A 15,031-nucleotide genomic window follows, 5' to 3' on the forward strand; every position below is an offset into this window, starting at 1 on the left:
GCGCCTCAGCGGCTACGACGCCGCGAGCGACCGGTGGGCACAGGATCGGGAGCAGTCGCCCACAGGGCCCAGAGCACCAGCAGCGGCTGGAGGAACAGTCGCCCGAAGCGTCGCGCCTCGGTGTCGAGGCCGGGAGTCGAACGGTGGGTGCGCCACTGGTGCACGTTCCCGGGCAGGACGGCGACGAAGAACGCGGCCGTCGCGACGCCGATGCGGCGTCTCTCCTTCGGCAGCGCGAGGAGCCCGACCGCGAGGGCCACCTCGGCGGCGCCGGAGGCGATCACGATCGCGTCCTTGTCGAGGCGCGTGACTTTCGTGGCCCAGTCGGGGACGACGACCCGGAAGCCGCGGGTGCTCACGAAGTGGACGATGCCGATCGCCCCCAGGGCGAGCGCGAGGATCCAACGCGACAGTGCTCTGATCATCCGCTCACGCTACCCCGGACGTCCGAGGGCCCGCCGTTCGTCGGGGCGCGTCGCGGCGGGTCAGTCGACGAGGAGCCGACGATCGGCCTCCCACAGGCGGAGATCGTCGGCGATCTCCGGGGCGTGCGTGTGATGAAGATAGTGCTCGCCGTCGAGGGGGATCACGGTTCCGTCGTCGACCTCCGCTGCCTGGCTCTCGTGCAGGTCGATCCAGTCCGGATTGCCGGCGTTGTCGGCGACCACGAACAGCAGGACGGGCAGCGCGACGGGAAAGCCGGTGCCCGCGGCATCCGCGAAGTTGGTCCTGATGCGGTTCATCTCGTCGAGGTAGGTGGGGGTGAGCGAATTCCGGTTGCTGAGCAGCGACATCTGTTCGCGTGCATCGTCGTCGTAGTCGAGCCCGTCGAGACCGTCGCCGGACGCATGCGCGACCAGGCGGATCAGACCGAGATTCTTGGCCACGGCCAGCAGACCGGTGGGGAAGACCGTGTCCATGTTCGGCTGGCCCGGCACGCTGCTGTCGATCCCGACGAATGCCGTCACCTCGTCGGCGTACCGGTTCGCGTATTCGATCGCGTAGAGTCCCGCGATCGAGTGCCCCATCACCACGTAGCGGTCCATCTCGAGCACCTGCAGCGCCTCGTGGATCTCGTCCACGATGTTGTCGGTCGTCCTCGCGCGTTCGGTGCCGTCGCTCAGGCCGTAGCCGAACGGCTCCACGACGATGACGCGGTGGTCCTGCGCGAGTTCTGCGACCAGAGGCTCGAAGTCGAGGGCCGGCGAGGCGGTGCCGAAGCCGGGGAGCAGGACGACGTCCTGATCGCCCTCGCCGCTGACGACCACGTTCATCGACCGTCCGTCGACGCTCACGGTCCGACCGTACGTCTCTATCCGGTCCTTCTCCGTCTCGGTCGACACGGCGTTCACCACGGTGGTGGTCGTCAGTCCGACCGCCAGCAGGGTGCCGACGGCTCCGGCGACGATGAGGGCTCTTCTGAGAGACGTGCGCACGATGGCCTTCCCGGCGCGCACGGGGTCGAAGGGGTGGTGCGCGACTGTCCTCCCAGCCTGGAGCAGGAGTTCCACCGGCGCGTCAGCCCGCCGTGGACACCTCGGTACCGCGTTCGCAGTACGCGGAAGTCATCCGTCGGGCGGATCCGGGGCGGGCGCAGACACGAAATACTGGATGTATGCCGACCACCCGTGCCCGCCGTGACGGGTTCCGGATGACCGATCTCCTCGCCGTCGCGCTGATCGTGTTCTTCGCCGTTCTGCCGTTCCCCGACGAGACCTTCCGGGCCGAGGGGATGCTGCTGATCCCTGCTCTCGCACCGGCCCTGATCATGCCCTTCCGGGGGAGGTGGCCGATCGCCGCTCTGGTCGTCAGCCTGGCGTGCGTCGTCGCCGTCGCCGCGTCAGGGTCGATCTCTCCCAGTGCGCTCCTCGCCGTCGCGATCGCCTGCTTCGCGGTGGTCGATCGCCTCGGGCGACGCATCGGGCTGATCTCCCTCGGCGTATCGGTCGCGGTCGCGTTCCTCGCCGACGCCTGGGCGCTGGGCGGTGATCTCCTCGATGCGACGGCGCTGCAGTTCATCCTGATCATCGTCCTGGGTGGCGCCCTGGGGGACACGGCCCGGTCGCGGCGGGAGTTCATCGCGGCGATGACCGAACGCGCAGAGCGGGCCGAGCGGAGCCGTGACGACGAGGCGCGCAGACGGGTCGCGGAAGACAGGGTGCGGATCGCCCGCGACCTGCACGACGTGGTCGCACATCAGATCGCGGTGATCAGCCTGAACGCAGGCGTCGCCTCCACGTCTCTCGAGACACGGCCCGAGCGTGCACAGGAGGCTCTGGCGACGGTGCGCGACGCCTCACGGACGGTCCTCGCCGACATCGGGGGACTCATGACCCTGCTGCGCGCCGAGCCGGACGACGATCAAGGCGAGCTCCGTCCGCAGAGCGGGCTGGGAGACCTGGAGACGCTGCTCTCCGGATTCCGCGCGGCGGGACTTCGCATCGACCTGCGGGATCCTCACCGCGGATTCGCTCTGTCGCCGGCCGGCGATCATGTCGCGTACCTGGTGCTCCACGAGGCTCTCACCAACGCGCACAAGCACGGTCGCGGCGGCACGGCGACCGTCGCCCTGCGTGCCGAGGGCGCAGCGGTGCATCTGACGATCGTGAACCCGGCTGCGGACGACGCGTCGAGTCCTCTCCGGGCAGGACACGGGCTTCGCGGTCTGCAGGAGCGCCTCACGGCGGTCGGAGGCGCCATGCACGTCGGCAGCCACGGCGGGGTCTTCTCGCTCGAGGCGTGGATCCCGACCGAGACGGCCCCGACCTCGTGACGATCTCGGTGCTCGTCGTCGACGACCAGCCTCTCGTGCGGCTGGCAGTGCGTGACATCCTCGTCGACGGCGGTCTTCTCGTCGTCGGGGAGGCGTCGGATGGACGTGCAGCGGTGCGCGCGGCCATCGAGACCGCGCCCGATGTCGTGCTGATGGACATCAGGATGCCGGAGCTCGACGGGATCGCCGCCACGGCTCTGATCCGTGCGAACACGGACGCGAGCGCGGACGCACCGCACCGGCCCCGAGTGCTCGTGCTGACGACGTTCGAGGACGACGAGAACGTCGTCGCGGCGCTGCGTGCGGGCGCGAGCGGATTCATCGGCAAGGGGGCCGAACCCGACGAGATCGTCCGCGCTGTGCGCACCGTGCACCAGGGCGAGGCACTGCTCTCGTCATCCGCGACGCGAGCACTGATCGCGCGTGCGGTAGGTCGCGGCGGCGCGCGGCGCTCGGAGCGGTGGGAGGCCGCGCTGGCGCCGCTGACGCCACGGGAGCGCGAGGTTCTCGAGCTCGTCGCCGAGGGGCTCACGAATCAGGACATCGCCGCCCGCCTGACGATCTCGCCGCACACCGCGAAGACCCATGTGAACCGGATCATGACGAAGGTCGCCGCGAGCGACAGGGCACAGCTCGTGATCCTCGCCTACGAGTCAGGGCTCGTGACCGCCGGGGAGTGATCCTCGGCTCGCGGGTCTGCGCCACACTGGGATCCATGACCGTCCTGCGCATCAGCATCCTCTTCGTGCTCGCCGCCGTCGCCGAGATCGGCGGAGCCTGGCTGATCTGGCAGGCGATCAAAGAGAACAGGGGGTGGGTGTTTGCGGTGCTCGGGGTCATGGCGCTCGGCGCGTACGGCTTCATCGCGGCCCTGCAGCCCGATGCGAACTTCGGGCGCGTGCTCGCCTCGTACGGCGGTGTGTTCATCGCGGGATCGCTCGCCTGGGGCATCATCGTCGACGGCTTCAAGCCCACCGTCTGGGACTGGGTCGGCTCGGCGATCGCCCTGGTGGGTGCGGCCATCATCATCCTCGCGCCGACAGCCGCGAACACCGCGACCGAGACGGCGTCGTAGCGGTCAGCGGCCCCCGGGCATGCGAGTAGCCTAGATCCAGACCCAGATGGAGTGTGCAGTGCCTGAAAATGCTCAGCCGAAAGACGGCTTCGCCCTGTTCTCTGACCGTTCAGTCGTCGCGATGCGCGTCAACGGAACCCTCAAGGACCTCGCCGCGACAGTGACGGATGCCGACGAGGTCGAACCGGTCACGATCGACAGCCCCGACGGACTCAACATCCTCCGTCACTCGGCCGCGCACGTGCTCGCCCAGGCGGTGCAGCGGATCAACCCGCAGGCGAATCTGGGCATCGGCCCGCCCATCACCGACGGCTTCTACTACGACTTCGGCGTCGAGACCCCGTTCACGCCTGAGGACATCAAGGCCATCACGAAGGAGATGCAGCGCATCGTCCGCGAGGGACAGCGCTTCGTGCGTCGCGTCGTCACCGACGACGAGGCGCGGGTGGAGCTCGCGGACGAGCCGTTCAAGCTCGAGCTCATCGGTCTCAAGGGCCCTTCGGCAGGCTCAGGGACCGTGGGAAAGGTCGAGGGCGCATCCGTCGAGGTCGGCGAGGGCGAGCTGACGATCTACGACAACACCACCCGCGACGGCGAGGTGGTCTGGAAGGACCTGTGCCGCGGGCCGCACCTGCCCAACACGCGCATGATCGGCAACGGCTGGGACCTGACCCGCATCGCCGCCGCCTACTGGCGAGGCAGTGAGAAGAACCCGCAGCTGCAGCGCATCTACGGCACGGCATGGCCGTCGAAGGACGAGCTGCGCGAGTACCAGCACCGTCTCGAGGAGGCCGCCAAGCGCGACCACCGTCGCCTCGGCAAGGAACTCGACCTGTTCTCGTTCCCCGAAGAGATCGGCTCGGGGCTCTCGGTCTGGCACCCCCGTGGCGGTGTCGTGCGCGGCGAGATGGAGCAGCATGCGCGAAAGCGCCACATCGAGGGCGGGTACACCTACGTCTACACGCCGCACATCTCGAAGGAAGACCTCTTCCTCACGTCGAACCACCTCGTCACGTACAAGGAGGGCATGTACCCGCCGATCGTGATGGACGAGGAGCGCGACGACGAGGGCAACATCACCAAGCAGGGTCAGGACTACTACCTGAAGCCGATGAACTGCCCGATGCACATCCTGATCTACAAGGAGCGTGCGCGCAGCTACCGCGACCTGCCGCTGCGGTTCGCCGAGAACGGCACCGTCTACCGCAACGAGCTTTCCGGCGCGCTGCACGGGCTCACGCGCGTCCGCGGCTTCACTCAGGACGACTCGCACCTCTTCGTCACGCCGGATCAGCTCGAGGGCGAGGTCGCGAAGGTCCTGGAGTTCATCCTCTCGATGCTGCGCGATTTCGGTCTCACCGACTTCGAGCTCGAGCTGTCGATGAAGGATGACGAGAAGTCGAAGTGGATCGGCTCCGACGAGTTCTGGGATTCGTCGACCGATGCTCTGCGTCGTGTCGCCGTGGCCTCAGGCCTGAAGCTCACCGAGGTGCCCGGCGAGGCCGCGTTCTACGGCCCGAAGATCGACCTCAAGACGCGCGACGCGATCGGCCGCACCTGGCAGCTCTCGACCGTCCAGGTCGACCCGAACCTGCCGGACCGCTTCGAACTCGAGTACATGGACAAGGACGGCCAGAAGAAGCGTCCCATCATGATCCACCGCGCGCTGTTCGGCTCGATCGAGCGCTTCTTCGCGATCCTCCTCGAGCACTACGCCGGCGACTTCCCGGTCTGGCTGTCTCCGGTGCAGGTCGTGGGCATCCCCGTCGCCGACGAGTTCGCCGACTACCTCGGAGAGATCGTCGACACGCTGCGCACCCAGGGCGTCCGTGCCGAGCTCGACGCGTCGGACGACCGGATGCAGAAGAAGATCCGCACGCACACCACCGGCAAGGTGCCGCTGCTGCTGATCGCGGGGGAGAAGGACCGCGATGCGGGCACCGTCTCGTTCCGCTACCGCGACGGCACCCAGGAGAACGGCGTGCCGATCGCCGACGCCGTCACCCGCATCCGTGCCGCGATCGACGCGCACACGCTCGTGCAGACAGCAGGGGACCTGGCGTGACCACACCCTCGGGGCCGTGGGAGGACGCCGGAGAGTTCGCCGGCGTCCCCGACGAGTTCCAGCGACTGTGGACGCCTCACCGGATGGCCTACATCCAGGCGGGCCCCGAGCCGCTGCGCGAGGAATGCCCGTTCTGCGAGGCGCCGAAGCATCCGGATGCCGAGCGGCTGATCGTCGCCAGGGGCGAGACGGCGTACGTGCTGCTCAACCTGTTCCCGTACAACTCCGGTCACCTGCTCGTGTGCCCCTACCGGCACATCGGCACCTACGACCAGGCGACGCCCGAGGAGGTCGCCGAGATCGGGGCGCTGACCCAGACGGGCATGCGCGTGCTGCGCGAGGTGTCACGCTGCGACGGCTTCAACCTCGGTATGAACCAGGGTGCTGTCGCGGGTGCGGGCGTCGACGGTCACCTGCACCAGCACATCGTGCCGCGGTGGACGTCGGACGCCAACTTCTTCCCGATCATCGCGAAGACGAAGGCCCTGCCGCAGCTGCTCGGCGAGGTGCGTGAGGCCGTCGCGAACGCGTGGCCGGCCTCCGGTCGCTGAGTGTCGGCCGCGTTTCGTCTCGCTTCGCTCGCTCAACGAGCGGGTGCGTGCCTGTAAGCCATCGAGCGGGGGCGGGTGTCCGTCGCGAACGCGTGGCCCACGCCATGACGCCGTTCAGCGCACCTGTCGTGCGCTGAACTGCATCCGCGGGTTCGCGTAGAACTCCTGCGCCTCGACGAGCCGCAGCTCGCGCGCACCGGACTCGAGGGTCGCGGCGAGCAGGTCGAAGACACTCGAGGCCGTGCGCTCGAGCGCCGTCTTCGCGTCGCCCGTCTCGACGTAGTGCGCGGTGAAGAGCGCCGCGGTCACATCTCCCGAGCCGTTCGCCTTCATCGGCAGTCGAGGTGTCTGCACGATCCAGGCTCCAGTCGCATCCGCGACGAGCATCTCGATCGTGTCCTCCTCGCGGTCCGGTCGCTCGACGCTCGTGACGAGAACCGTACGGGGACCGATGGCCATGGCCAGGTCGACCGAGGCGAGTGTCGACTCGAGCGTGTCGGGCTCGGTGTCGGTGAGAAAGCCCAGCTCGAACTGGTTGGGGGTGATGATGTCGGCGACCGGCACGACCTTCTCGCGCAGCAGGATCGGGATCGCCGGCGCGACGAAGCACCCGGACTTCGCGTTCCCCATCACCGGATCGCAGGCGTACACGGCGTCGGGGTTGGCCGCCTTGACCCTGGCGACCGCGTCGATGATGACGTCGCCGATGCCCTCGCCGCCCTGGTAGCCGCTGAGCACCGCGTCGATCTCTCCGAAGACGCCGCGTTCCTCGATCCCGGTGATGACCTCCCGTACGTCGTCGGGGGCGATCAGCGGCCCGCGCCAGGCGCCGTAGCCGGTGTGGTTGGAGAAAGTGACCGTGTAGACCGGCAGCACCTCGACGCCGATGCGCTGCAGCGGGAAGACCGCGGCGGAGTTGCCGACGTGGCCGTATGCGACGGCTGACTGGATGGAGAGGACCTTCATTCCCCGATCCTTTCGTTCAGGGCGGGAGGGAGTCCCGCCGCGGTGGGTCATCGGGTGGCCGCGACGAGGTCGGAGACCAGGGTGGCCGCATCGTCGTCGGACAGATCATGCACCGTCAGGCGCAGGTGGTGCGAGGGGTCGGCGCGCTCGTCGAGGGCGAAGTCGTCGCCCGTGCGGGCCAGCCAGCCACGACGCATGAGCCGCTCGGCGACCAGACGCGCCGGCTTCGGCAGCTCGAGCCACAGGCTCAGGCCTTCGGTGGGCGCGCAGGCGAGGCCGTGCTCGTCGAGTCGCGCGGCGAACGCGGCGTTCTGCGAGGCGTAGTGCTCACGGGCCGCACCGATCCTCGCGACGACGGACTCGTCCGTCAGCTGCGTGAGCGTCAGTCGCTGGAGCAGATGGCTCACCCACGTGGTTCCCGGGCTGAGTCGCATCGCGAGGCGCTCGTGCGTAGTCGCATCGGTCGCCGCGATGGCGAGGCACATGTCGGGACCGAGGAACTTCGACACGGAGCGCACGAGTGCGAAGCGACGGTGGCGGGGGCCGATCAGGGTCTCGTAGGGGCGCTGCGCGAGCAGGGAGAAGTGGTCGTCCTCGATGATCAGCACGTACGGGTGGTCGGCGAGCACGGCGCGCAGGGCGGCTGCGCGGGCGGGAGTGAGGCTCGCGCCCGTGGGGTTCTGCGCGCGGGGCGTGCAGATGACCGCCCGGATGCCGGCGTCGAGCGCGGCACGCAGTCCCTCGACTGTCATCCCCTCCTCGTCGACGGGCACGGGGACGGCCCGATAGCCGCCGAGGCGGACGGTGTGGATGCTGGCGAGGAAGCACGGGTCCTCGAGGGCCACCGCGTCGTCGCGCATGAGCGCCTGGGCGAGCAGCCGTTCAACGGCGTCGACGGCGCCGCTCGTGACGGTGATGCGGAAGTCGAGCGGGTCGAGATCCTGGGCGATCCACTCGCGCGCCCACTCGTCGAGACCCCGGTCGATCACGGGTTCGCCGTAGAGCACGGGGCGCCCGGCGACGGTGGCGAGGGCCTGGGACGGATCGGGGATCAGACGCGGATCCGGGTTGCCGGTGCCCACGTCCCGCAGCACGGTGTCGGAGGCGTACCCCTCCTGCGCGACCGACTCATGACCGGTGATGACCGTACCTGCGCGCCCGCGGGAGAGCACGATCCCGGCCTGCGCCAGCTGGCGGTATGCGGCGACCGCCGTATTGCGGTTCACGCCGAGCGAGGTGGCGAGCTCCCGCACGGGCGGCAGCGGGCTGCCCGCGACGAGCACGCCGCGGTCGCGCAGGTCGCGCACGCTGTCGGCGATGTCCGCTGCGGTCGTTCCGATGATCTGGTCGCTCATTGCTCCTCGTCTCCGATTCTAGGTCGTCACCGACAGTGCTACTGTTTGGCCTAGATCAAACGAGACATCGTTCGACACATCCGAAAATCTGCACACGCTGCACGTCGTGCGTCCCCGACAGGAGCCCCCATGACCGAACAGACCACCACCGGATCGTCGCGCGTCAAGCGCGGTCTCGCCGAGATGCTCAAGGGCGGCGTGATCATGGACGTCGTCACCGCTGACCAGGCGAAGATCGCGGAGGACGCCGGGGCGGTGGCCGTGATGGCACTCGAGCGGGTGCCCGCCGACATCCGCGCGCAGGGCGGCGTCTCGCGCATGAGCGACCCCGACATGATTGACAGCATCATCGACGCGGTCTCGATCCCGGTGATGGCGAAGGCCCGCATCGGCCACTTCGTCGAGGCGCAGGTGCTGCAGGAGCTCGGTGTCGACTACATCGACGAGTCCGAGGTCCTCTCGCCGGCCGACTACGTGAACCACATCGACAAGTTCGGCTTCACCGTGCCGTTCGTGTGCGGGGCGACCAACCTCGGCGAGGCGCTCCGCCGCATCAACGAGGGTGCGGCCATGATCCGCTCCAAGGGAGAGGCCGGCACGGGAGACGTCTCGGAGGCGACCAAGCACATCCGCAAGATCCGTTCCGAGATCAACGTGCTGCGTTCCATGACGAAGGACGAGCTGTTCGTCGCCGCGAAGGAGCTGCAGGCACCCTATGAGCTGGTCGCCGAGATCGCGGAGACGGGCGCGCTCCCGGTCGTGCTGTTCGTGGCCGGCGGCGTCGCCACGCCGGCGGATGCCGCGATGATGATGCAGCTCGGTGCCGACGGCGTGTTCGTGGGGTCCGGCATCTTCAAGTCGGGCAACCCTGCCGAGCGTGCGAAGGCGATCGTCACGGCGACCACGTTCTTCGACGACGCGAAGGTGATCGCAGAGGTGTCGCGCGGACTCGGCGAGGCCATGGTCGGCATCAACGTGAGCGATCTGCCTGCGCCGCACCGCCTGTCCGAGCGTGGCTGGTAACCCCCGGGTCGGCGTCCTCGCGCTGCAGGGCGACGTGCGCGAGCACGCCGCCCTGCTCGAGGGGCTCGGCGCCGAGGTCGTGCTCGTGCGCCGACCGGAGGAGCTCGGAACCGTCGCCGGTCTGGTGATACCCGGGGGAGAGTCGAGTGTGATCGACAAGCTCTCGCGGCTGTTCGGCATGCAGCAGCCGATCCGCGCGGCTATCGGGTCCGGGATGCCGATGCTCGGCACCTGCGCGGGGCTGATCCTGCTCGCGGACACCGTGCTCGACGGCATCGACGGCCAGGAGTCGTTCGGGGGCATGGACATCGATGTCCGTCGGAACGCGTTCGGACGGCAGACGGAGTCGTTCGAGACCGACCTCGACGTGCCTGCGCTCGGTGAGCCGGCGGTGCACGCGACCTTCATCCGCGCACCGGTGGTCGAGCGTGTCGGCGACGGCGTCGAGGTCTTGGCGGCGCTGCCGGACGGCACCGTGGTCGCCGTGCAGCAGGGCAGCCTGCTCGGCACGAGCTTCCACCCCGAGGTCGACGGTGAGAGGCGCGTGCACCAGCGGTTCCTCGGCCTCGCGGAGACGTTCGCCCGGTCCCGGGCGGAGACGCACGCCTAAGCGCCCTGCACCAGCGCTCGGATCGCGGACACGGTGCGATCGATGTCGGCGTCGGTCGTCGCCCACGACGACATCGAGCAGCGCTGCGTCGCTCGACCCCGCCATTCGGCGCCGGTGACCGCAGCAGTGCCCTCGTCGAGGATCGCGCGGCCGAGGGCGCGGGTGGCGGCGTCGTCGTCGTCGAGACGGAACATGACCTGGGTGTAGTCGACGTCGTTGACGACGTGCACCCCGGGGATGGAGCGCAGACCTCGAGCCATCGCCGCGGCGTTCGCGTGCAGCCGATCCATCAGCTGCGCGACGCCGGAACGGCCGAGGCTCTTCAGCGCGGCCCAGGCCGGCACGCCGCGTGCACGCCTGGACAGCTCGGGCGTCACATCCCACGGGTCGAGACCGGTGTACATCAGGTAGTCGCCGCCGGTGCGGAACGCGGCGATCGAGTCGGCGGGGTCGCGCACGATCGCCATGCCGCAGTCGTACGGAACGTTGAGGGTCTTGTGCGCGTCGGTCGCCCACGAGTCCGCGTGCTCCATGCCGGCGGTGAGCGATCGGAGCGCCGGCGAGGCGGCGGCCCAGAGCCCGAAGGCTCCGTCGACGTGCACCCAGGCGTCGTGCGCCCGAGCGATCGGGATCAGCGCCTCGAAGTCGTCGAAGGCGCCGGTGTGCACTTCACCGGCCTGGAGGCAGACGATCAGGGGTCCCGTACCGCTGAGGAGCTGCTGCTCGAGCGCCTCCGGCCGCATCCGTCCCTGATCGTCGGAGTCGACCACGATCAACTCCGCCCGCCCGATCCCGAGAAAGCGCGCCGCGCGGTCGATGGAGCTGTGGCGATCCGCGCCGACGACGACGCGCAGCGGCGGTGCCTGCCGGAGTCCACGTTCGGCCACGTCCCACCCCGCCCTGGCCAGCACCGACTGACGGGCGGATGCGAGACACGTGAAGTTGGCGAGCTGCCCACCGGTGACGAATCCGACGCTCGCCGAGTCCGGCAGGCCGAAGAGGTCCAGCATCCACCGACCTGCGATCCGCTCCATGGCGACCGTGGCAGGTGCCAACGCGGAGGAGCCGGAATTCTGGTCCCACGTCGAGACGAGCCAATCGGCGGCGAGGGCGGCGGGATGGGTGCCGCCGATCACGAAACCGAAGAATCGTCCCCCCGGGATCGCGACGAGACCGGGGTCGGCGCGGGTCGCGATCTCCTCGATGACCTGCGCCGGATCGGTGCCGTCTTCCGGAAGCGGTCCGCCGAAGGCATCCAGCATCTCGTCGAGGCTCGCACGCGGCCACACCGGTCGGTCGTCGAGGTCCTCCAGGAACTCGGTCGCACGGCGGTGGGCGATGTCGAGAGCACGTGTTCTGTCGTCGAAGCCACTCTGGTCCATGGGTCAGGACTACACCCGCGAGACAGCGTGCGCCAGACGGATATGGACTGCCCGGGCCGCGCGGTCCGAGGGCAGAGCCTCGTGGCGCGCGAGCGCATCACCGGCAGAGTTCTCCGGGTCGCCGCGCGGGTGTGCGTCGGCGGCGGATGCGACGGGTACGGTGGCGGGATGCGAACGCCACGGGGGACGACCGGAGTCAGCGCGAGCGGGGGCACGGTGGAACTCGTGGGCCGACGCGGTGCGGACTGGACTCGGATCGCGTCAGCGAGTCGCCCGATCGCCGAGGCGATCGCCGAGCTCGACACGCCGGACCAGGCCGCCGCCCATGCGGATCCCGCGTACGAACGGTCGATCGCGTCGAGCAGTCCCTCGGCGCCGCGGTTCGCCGTCGGGCAGCAGATCCTCTGGCGGTACGGTCGGGTGATCGAGACGGCACGGGTCGTGCGCGATGACGACCGCGGACTCGTGGCGTGGATCCCGTCGGGCTCAGCGCGCCTCGATGCCGTTCCCTCCGACGGACGACACCCGCGCGAGGTCCCGCTCGAGGAGCGCTTCCTCGTGTCGTGGCGGGCCGTCGAGAGCACCTGGACGGGGCCGGGCATCCTGCGAGTCGCACCGACCGGAAAGCCGTGGTCGGTGTGGTTCTTCCGTCGTGCAGACGGGACAGCCGACGGCGCCTACGTCAACATCGAGCTTCCGCACCGACGCATCGCGGGCCAGGAGGCGTCGGTGTTCACCCGCGACCTCGTGCTGGATCTCTGGATCGACGCCGAGCACCGCGGGGAGGAGGACGTCTGGCTCAAGGACGCGGACGAACTCGAGGCCGCGGTCGACCAGGGCCGGTTCTCGCCCGAGCAGGCCGAGGCGGTGCGTGTGCTCGCTGATCACGCGGGAGTGGACTTCATCATCGACGCCGCCTGGCCGCTGGACGACGGGTGGGACGAGTGGATGCCGGACGAGGAGGCGGACGTTCCGCTCGTGCTGCCCGCGACCGCCGCGATGGCCGCCGCGCGTGCACGCTCCGGCAGAAGGAGCTCCGAGGGCTGAGTCGCCTGCCCGGACGTCAGCGGGGGCGGCGGTGGGACAGCATCCAGTCGTAGAACTCCGGGTTCTCATACGTCTCGGTCCACGAATCGTGGCCGACGCCCGGATATCGCGTGAACCGCACGTCGGCGCCGACGGACCGGAGCTCGGTCACGATCTGCTCCGTGGCGGAGATCGGAACGACATCGTCGGCGTCGCCGTGGAACGCCCAGACCGGGGTGTTCTGCAGCGGTGCGGCGCTCTGCAGCCACATGCCCCCGCAGATCGGCGCGATCGCGGCGAATCGATCGGGATACCGCACCGCTAGGCTCCAGGTCCCATATCCACCCATGCTGAGGCCGGTCACCGCCACGCGCGCGGGATCGATCCGGTGCGCCTCCATGACCTCGTCCAGCAGCCCGGACAGCGTCGAGAGCTCCGCGATCCACTGACTCGACTCGGGGCACTGGGGCGTGACGAGCACGAACGGGAACTCGTGGCCGGCATCCGCCAGCTTCGGGGGGCCGTGGACCGCGGCGAGATCGAGCTCGGAGCCGCGCTCGCCCGCACCGTGCAGGAACAGCACGAGCGGCCAGCGTCTGTCCGGGTCGGCATCGTAATCCTCCGGCAGATGGATCAGGTACCGCAGGGTATCGGCCGGTGTCTGCTCGCCGTCCCTGACGTCGGAGCAGCGGACGGTCGGGGTGATGTGTCGGGATCTGCGCATATCTCCATCCTGCGCCACTCGCGCAGTTCGTTAGAATAGACGATGCCCTGGGTGCGAGCTTCTGGGCGGATACGACGAGCGGAGACATATGTCCGGGCATTCCAAGTGGGCCACCACGAAGCACAAGAAGGCCATCATCGACTCCAGGCGCGCCAAGTCCTGGGCCAAGCTCATCAAGAACATCGAGGTCGCCGCCAAGCTCGGCGGGGCGGACCTGCAGGGGAACCCGACGCTGTTCGACGCCGTGCAGAAGGCGAAGAAGACGTCCGTCCCGAAGGACAACATCGACCGCGCGGTGAAGCGCGGAGCGGGCATCGGCGGCGAGGCCGTCGAGTACACCTCGATCATGTACGAGGGCTACGGACCCAACGGCGTCGCCCTGATGATCGAATGTCTGACCGACAACAAGAACAGGGCAGCGGCCGAGGTGCGCACCGCACTCAGCCGCAACGGCGGCACGCTCGCCGACCCCGGCAGCGTCGCGTACAACTTCAGCCGCAAGGGCGTCATCGTGGTCGGCTCCGAGGGGACCACCGAGGATGACGTGATGATGGCGGCCCTCGAGGCCGGCGCCGAGGAGATCGAGCCGCACGCCGAGGGCTTCGAGATCGTCACCGAGGCCACCGACCTGGTCGCGGTCCGCAGCGCCCTGCAGGATGCGGGTATCGACTACGAGTCGGCCGACATCGAGTTCGTGCCGAACCTCAAAGTCGAGATCGATGCCGACACCGCGCGCAAGATCTTCCGTCTCATCGACGCGCTGGAGGACAGCGAGGACGTGCAGAACGTCTTCACCAACTTCGACCTCACCGCCGAGGTGCAGTCCGAGCTCGAGAACGACGACGCCTAGGCGCGCCGAGACGTCGGGACGCGGGGCGACGAATAGCCTGGGGGAGTGACCTCCTCCTCGCTCCGCGTGCTCGGCATCGACCCCGGTCTGACCCGGTGCGGCGTCGGCGTCGTGGATGTCGATCGGGCGCGACGCGGCACACTCGTGCATGTCGGGGTCATCCGCTCGGACCCGGATCTGCCGATCGGCGAGCGACTCGCGATCGTGGCCGCGGGCATCCGCGACGTGATCGCCGCGCACAGCCCTGACGCCGTCGCCGTCGAGCGAGTGTTCGCGCAGCAGAACACCCACACCGTGATGGGCACCGCGCAGGCGAGCGGCGTCGCGCTGCTGCTCGCGGCGGAGGCCGGCCTGCCTGCAGCGACGCACACGCCGAGCGAGGTCAAGGCCGCCGTGACCGGCTACGGCTCGGCCGACAAACGGCAGGTGCAGGCGATGATCGCCCGGATCCTCCGCCTCGACGCGCCGCCGCAGCCGGCGGATGCCGCGGACGCCCTGGCCATCGCCCTCTGCCACGCCTGGCGCCGCGGGGCCGCGGGGGCTCCGGGCCAGGGGGCGCTCACCCCGGCCCAGCGGGCGTGGGCGGACGCGGAGCGTGTCGCTCGAACATATCTACGACCCGGTGCGTAGG

Annotated in this window: 16 protein-coding genes; 10 read left to right on the forward strand and 6 right to left on the reverse strand. The window is 69.3% G+C overall.

What is annotated here, in order from left to right; translation table 11 throughout:
- Nucleotides 1-5: 5 nt before the first annotated feature.
- A complete protein-coding gene (locus FQ142_RS08660; RefSeq protein ID WP_149422991.1) occupies nucleotides 6-425 on the reverse strand; it encodes a hypothetical protein in 420 nt (139 codons plus the stop codon).
- Between the two features lie 60 nt (nucleotides 426-485).
- Nucleotides 486-1,436, reverse strand: coding sequence for an alpha/beta hydrolase (locus tag FQ142_RS08665; RefSeq protein ID WP_149422992.1), 951 nt, complete (start codon nucleotides 1,434-1,436; stop codon nucleotides 486-488).
- A gap of 179 nt (nucleotides 1,437-1,615) precedes the next feature.
- Here FQ142_RS08665 and FQ142_RS08670 point away from each other — a divergent pair, with 179 nt between their 5' ends.
- From FQ142_RS08670 to FQ142_RS08690, 5 genes are read left to right on the forward strand one after another with little or no spacing between them, the layout of a single operon-like run.
- Complete coding sequence (locus FQ142_RS08670; protein WP_149422993.1) at nucleotides 1,616-2,773, forward strand: sensor histidine kinase; 1,158 nt, start codon at nucleotides 1,616-1,618, stop codon at nucleotides 2,771-2,773.
- A complete protein-coding gene (locus FQ142_RS08675; protein ID WP_262492106.1) occupies nucleotides 2,740-3,453 on the forward strand; it encodes a response regulator in 714 nt (237 codons plus the stop codon). The genes FQ142_RS08670 and FQ142_RS08675 overlap by 34 nt, the downstream gene beginning before the upstream one ends.
- A 35-nt stretch (nucleotides 3,454-3,488) precedes the next feature.
- The gene (locus FQ142_RS08680) at nucleotides 3,489-3,848 is read left to right on the forward strand and encodes a YnfA family protein (RefSeq protein ID WP_056419572.1); all 360 of its coding nucleotides are present in this window, start codon (nucleotides 3,489-3,491) and stop codon (nucleotides 3,846-3,848) included.
- A gap of 46 nt (nucleotides 3,849-3,894) precedes the next feature.
- Nucleotides 3,895-5,913 carry a threonine--tRNA ligase gene (thrS, locus tag FQ142_RS08685; RefSeq protein WP_149422994.1) on the forward strand — a complete coding sequence of 673 codons (2,019 nt, stop codon included), beginning with the start codon at nucleotides 3,895-3,897 and terminating at the stop codon, nucleotides 5,911-5,913.
- Nucleotides 5,910-6,464: an HIT family protein gene (locus tag FQ142_RS08690; protein ID WP_149422995.1), complete on the forward strand. Its 555-nt coding sequence runs from the start codon at nucleotides 5,910-5,912 to the stop codon at nucleotides 6,462-6,464. The genes thrS and FQ142_RS08690 overlap by 4 nt, the downstream gene beginning before the upstream one ends.
- A 114-nt stretch (nucleotides 6,465-6,578) precedes the next feature.
- On the opposite strand, the gene pdxY is transcribed toward FQ142_RS08690, so the two are convergent.
- Nucleotides 6,579-7,430 carry a pyridoxal kinase PdxY gene (gene pdxY, locus FQ142_RS08695; protein WP_149422996.1) on the reverse strand — a complete coding sequence of 284 codons (852 nt, stop codon included), beginning with the start codon at nucleotides 7,428-7,430 and terminating at the stop codon, nucleotides 6,579-6,581.
- 47 nt (nucleotides 7,431-7,477) lie between these two features.
- Nucleotides 7,478-8,785 (reverse strand): aminotransferase class I/II-fold pyridoxal phosphate-dependent enzyme, encoded by a 1,308-nt coding sequence (locus FQ142_RS08700; protein ID WP_149422997.1) that lies wholly within the window; start codon nucleotides 8,783-8,785, stop codon nucleotides 7,478-7,480.
- A 129-nt stretch (nucleotides 8,786-8,914) separates the two neighbouring features.
- On the opposite strand from FQ142_RS08700, the gene pdxS reads away from it, so the two are divergent.
- The gene (pdxS, locus tag FQ142_RS08705; protein ID WP_149422998.1) at nucleotides 8,915-9,808 is read left to right on the forward strand and encodes a pyridoxal 5'-phosphate synthase lyase subunit PdxS; all 894 of its coding nucleotides are present in this window, start codon (nucleotides 8,915-8,917) and stop codon (nucleotides 9,806-9,808) included.
- Complete coding sequence (gene pdxT, locus FQ142_RS08710; RefSeq protein WP_149422999.1) at nucleotides 9,798-10,418, forward strand: pyridoxal 5'-phosphate synthase glutaminase subunit PdxT; 621 nt, start codon at nucleotides 9,798-9,800, stop codon at nucleotides 10,416-10,418. The genes pdxS and pdxT overlap by 11 nt, the downstream gene beginning before the upstream one ends.
- Here the strand turns inward: pdxT and FQ142_RS08715 are convergent.
- Complete coding sequence (locus tag FQ142_RS08715) at nucleotides 10,415-11,800, reverse strand: pyridoxal phosphate-dependent decarboxylase family protein (RefSeq protein ID WP_149423000.1); 1,386 nt, start codon at nucleotides 11,798-11,800, stop codon at nucleotides 10,415-10,417. The genes pdxT and FQ142_RS08715 overlap by 4 nt on opposite strands.
- A 168-nt stretch (nucleotides 11,801-11,968) precedes the next feature.
- On the opposite strand from FQ142_RS08715, the gene FQ142_RS08720 reads away from it, so the two are divergent.
- Nucleotides 11,969-12,847 carry a DUF402 domain-containing protein gene (locus FQ142_RS08720; protein ID WP_188042355.1) on the forward strand — a complete coding sequence of 293 codons (879 nt, stop codon included), beginning with the start codon at nucleotides 11,969-11,971 and terminating at the stop codon, nucleotides 12,845-12,847.
- A gap of 16 nt (nucleotides 12,848-12,863) precedes the next feature.
- Here the strand turns inward: FQ142_RS08720 and FQ142_RS08725 are convergent, their stop codons facing one another.
- On the reverse strand, nucleotides 12,864-13,550 hold the full coding sequence (locus tag FQ142_RS08725; protein ID WP_149423002.1) for a prolyl oligopeptidase family serine peptidase: 687 nt from the start codon (nucleotides 13,548-13,550) through the stop codon (nucleotides 12,864-12,866).
- Nucleotides 13,551-13,638: 88 nt separating this feature from the next.
- Between FQ142_RS08725 and FQ142_RS08730 the strand changes: the two genes are divergently transcribed.
- Entirely contained in the window at nucleotides 13,639-14,400 is a 762-nt protein-coding gene (locus FQ142_RS08730) for a YebC/PmpR family DNA-binding transcriptional regulator (RefSeq protein ID WP_045255064.1), read from the forward strand.
- A gap of 45 nt (nucleotides 14,401-14,445) precedes the next feature.
- A complete protein-coding gene (gene ruvC / locus FQ142_RS08735) occupies nucleotides 14,446-15,030 on the forward strand; it encodes a crossover junction endodeoxyribonuclease RuvC (RefSeq protein ID WP_149423003.1) in 585 nt (194 codons plus the stop codon).
- The last annotated feature ends 1 nt before the right edge of the window (nucleotide 15,031 follow it).

Origin of the sequence: Microbacterium sp. ANT_H45B, from assembly GCF_008369345.1 — a bacterium.
GTDB lineage: Bacteria > Actinomycetota > Actinomycetes > Actinomycetales > Microbacteriaceae > Microbacterium.

Coding starts and splice junctions, on each gene's coding strand:
- FQ142_RS08660 (WP_149422991.1), bottom strand. CDS start 425: ATGATCAGAGCACTGTCGCGTTGGATCCTCGCGCTCGCCCTGGGGGCG.
- FQ142_RS08670 (WP_149422993.1), top strand. CDS start 1,616: ATGCCGACCACCCGTGCCCGCCGTGACGGGTTCCGGATGACCGATCTC.
- FQ142_RS08680 (WP_056419572.1), top strand. CDS start 3,489: ATGACCGTCCTGCGCATCAGCATCCTCTTCGTGCTCGCCGCCGTCGCC.
- thrS (WP_149422994.1), top strand. CDS start 3,895: ATGGAGTGTGCAGTGCCTGAAAATGCTCAGCCGAAAGACGGCTTCGCC.
- pdxY (WP_149422996.1), bottom strand. CDS start 7,430: ATGAAGGTCCTCTCCATCCAGTCAGCCGTCGCATACGGCCACGTCGGC.
- FQ142_RS08700 (WP_149422997.1), bottom strand. CDS start 8,785: ATGAGCGACCAGATCATCGGAACGACCGCAGCGGACATCGCCGACAGC.
- pdxS (WP_149422998.1), top strand. CDS start 8,915: ATGACCGAACAGACCACCACCGGATCGTCGCGCGTCAAGCGCGGTCTC.
- FQ142_RS08715 (WP_149423000.1), bottom strand. CDS start 11,800: ATGGACCAGAGTGGCTTCGACGACAGAACACGTGCTCTCGACATCGCC.
- FQ142_RS08720 (WP_188042355.1), top strand. CDS start 11,969: ATGCGAACGCCACGGGGGACGACCGGAGTCAGCGCGAGCGGGGGCACG.
- FQ142_RS08725 (WP_149423002.1), bottom strand. CDS start 13,550: ATGCGCAGATCCCGACACATCACCCCGACCGTCCGCTGCTCCGACGTC.
- FQ142_RS08730 (WP_045255064.1), top strand. CDS start 13,639: ATGTCCGGGCATTCCAAGTGGGCCACCACGAAGCACAAGAAGGCCATC.